The 2,520-nt window shown below is 32.3% G+C and carries 2 protein-coding genes; one reads left to right on the forward strand and one right to left on the reverse strand.

Annotated features, from left to right (window positions below):
• Positions 1-568 precede the first annotated feature (568 nt).
• Positions 569-1,174, forward strand: a complete 606-nt coding sequence (locus HV345_RS26185; protein ID WP_012564911.1) for a helix-turn-helix domain-containing protein — start codon at positions 569-571, stop codon at positions 1,172-1,174.
• 40 nt (positions 1,175-1,214) lie between these two features.
• Here HV345_RS26185 and mobV read toward each other — a convergent pair whose 3' ends face one another.
• Positions 1,215-2,387, reverse strand: a complete 1,173-nt coding sequence (gene mobV / locus HV345_RS26190) for a MobV family relaxase (RefSeq protein WP_181636742.1) — start codon at positions 2,385-2,387, stop codon at positions 1,215-1,217.
• Positions 2,388-2,520: the final 133 nt, after the last annotated feature.

Raw genomic sequence — 2,520 nt, forward strand, 5'->3', positions numbered from 1 at the left:
AAAAACAAAAGTCAACGGATCAATCCCTCGCAAGGGGAAATTAAAATTCCCCCTTACTCACGATTTCCAAAAAAAAGAATGAGCCTATAACGCTGAGCAAGTCAAAATTTTAATTTTGGCTTGTGAAGGGTTGACCAAGCGAAGCGCGGTAGGGAAATCTGCGCAGATTGCTTATGTATTGCCCGGAACGGGAAACGTCTGTTGTAGCGGTAGCGAAAACACATCTCCCGGAAGGGGGTTTTCTTTTGCGTAGCCTGGTAAGTTCTGCTCGATCTGGAGGTTTGCACCGTTTACTCTCTTACTTTCTTATTGTTTTAAATCTTACATACCCCTCCAGCCCTTGCTATTACTGACTTAAATCAAAAAAAAGTTATAGATTCCTATAACCTAAAAGTTATAGATTTCTATAACCCCAGTTATAGATTCCTATAACCCCCCTAAGTTGGTCATTCGACCAACTTCTTATAACTAAGTTATAAAAAGTTGTAATCATGTATTGACTAGTTGTATATTTTGTTTATAACTGAGTTATAAATACTTATAACTTAATTATTAATGGGGTTTTAATATGAAAAAAAATAAATTAGTAAATAAAGAAAATTACTCAATATTAGAGACTTTGCCGGAAGATCCATTATTTGAAAATAAATCGACTTTAGAAATTGATTTAAATCAATTCGATTTATTTAATAGAATTGCAAACGAAACTGTAGAAGAACTTATAATAAAAGAAGTTAACGATCCTAATGACCGAAGCGATAAAAGCAATGGTGTTAATTTAAATGCAAAAGTTTATGTAGAAAAAGAAAAAAAGACTTCATTAAAAAAAGATTTTGTTATTACATTTGTAGATAATCTTGAGGCTTTAGCAAAATTAAATTTAAAACCTAATGAGTTTAGAATTATCGTCGAGATTGTAAAGGTTATGGAATACGGAAATCTAATTAACCTTTCACAATCTACAATTGCGAAAAATTTAAATCTTGCAAAATCAAATGTAAGTTATTATTTTAAAAACCTTAAAAAGAAAAATATATTAGTAGAAAAAGACGGACACGTCTTTATGAATAGTAATATTTTTTCTAAAGGATTAGCCCATCGTTTGGACGAAGAAAAAAGAAAAAATTTGAAATCCGCACAAGTCGAAGACGATAATTTTAAAAACTCATTTTAAAACCCAACGGGAAATTTTTCACAGTTTCCCGTTCCGGGCTTTATAATTTTAAAGCCTTTGGCTTATTCTGGGGTGTGTAGTTATTATTTTGCTGTTTCTGTGAATATTCGGCATCTGCTGCTGCAATAGCAGCATTGAAGAGTTGTTTAAATTCTGCCGGTTTATGCTCTTGTATTAGATCTAAAACATCACTGTTGATTTTATATTTTTCATATCTCTGAGAGATTGAAGCATTTTCCTTTAACTGCCTTTTGTATTCTATTATTTCCAACTCCATATCTTTTATTTTTCTGTTTTTATTTTGAATGATTTGTTCTTGCTCAGCCGTGGCTTTGGCCACTGCTAACTTTTGCTCTTGTTGTACCCGTTCCTGGACTCTTCTGTTGAAGTTCTGACGGAGATCAGACAACTCAGCCTCTGAATGCTCTAAACGGCTCTTAAACCCGTTTAGACGAGCTATAAGGGGCTTTCGTTCGTTCTTGTAAGGTTTTAGAGCCTTTCGTATGTAACGATTAACCTCAGCTCCTGTGTAGTGCTTAGGCACTACCTCCGGATCTCTAAATAATTTTTTCTTTTCTTCTGTTTCAACAACTCTAATTTTTTCAATTTTATTATTTTCTATTTCTAAGTTGGTTTTATTTTTAATGTTTTTAATGTCGCTGTAAAATTCCTTAACTTCTTTATATTTTGCATTAGAAACTTCTTTTTTAACCCCACGAATTAAACCCAATGGTTTGTTATATTTAAAATAAATATCCTGCATTGTTTCGTATTTTTTCATATAAGATTTATTGTTTAATTTATATTCCCCGTTTTTATATTCGATTCCAGTTATAAAAGCGTGAATATGTGGGGTTTGCTCGTCCAAGTGTAAAACTGCATTAATTGCATTTTCTCCAAATTCATTTTGCAAATATTCCATTTGAACTTTTACCCAATCCTCTAATTTTTTGTTATTTTCAAAAAATTCAGGGGAAGCAGTTAAAATTAATTCATTACAAATAACAGAAGTAGAATTACGAGCTTTAACATTGGTTGCTTGAAACCTTGCATTAATATCAGTCCTTAAATCACCAGAACCGATTAAAATTCGGTTTTGGGATTTAAGGTTAGGATCTGCATTATGTGTTTTCCTCAATCGCATATTGTGAGAATTTTTCCCGGCGATTGAAGTATTTTTTGTTTTTTCCACTCTTAAAATTGCATAAGCCATATTCGAAAACCTCCCGTTAAAAGCAGTAAGGTTTTTTTCTTTTTGGCCCCTGCCAGGCTCACACCGAGATTTCTCGGTATAGTGAGTATACCTTTCTGCAAAATTGAAAATCTATAAATACATCTACAATAAA

Origin of the sequence: Citrobacter sp. RHBSTW-00986 (assembly GCF_013783065.1) — a bacterium.
Classification (GTDB): domain Bacteria; phylum Pseudomonadota; class Gammaproteobacteria; order Enterobacterales; family Enterobacteriaceae; genus Citrobacter; species Citrobacter braakii.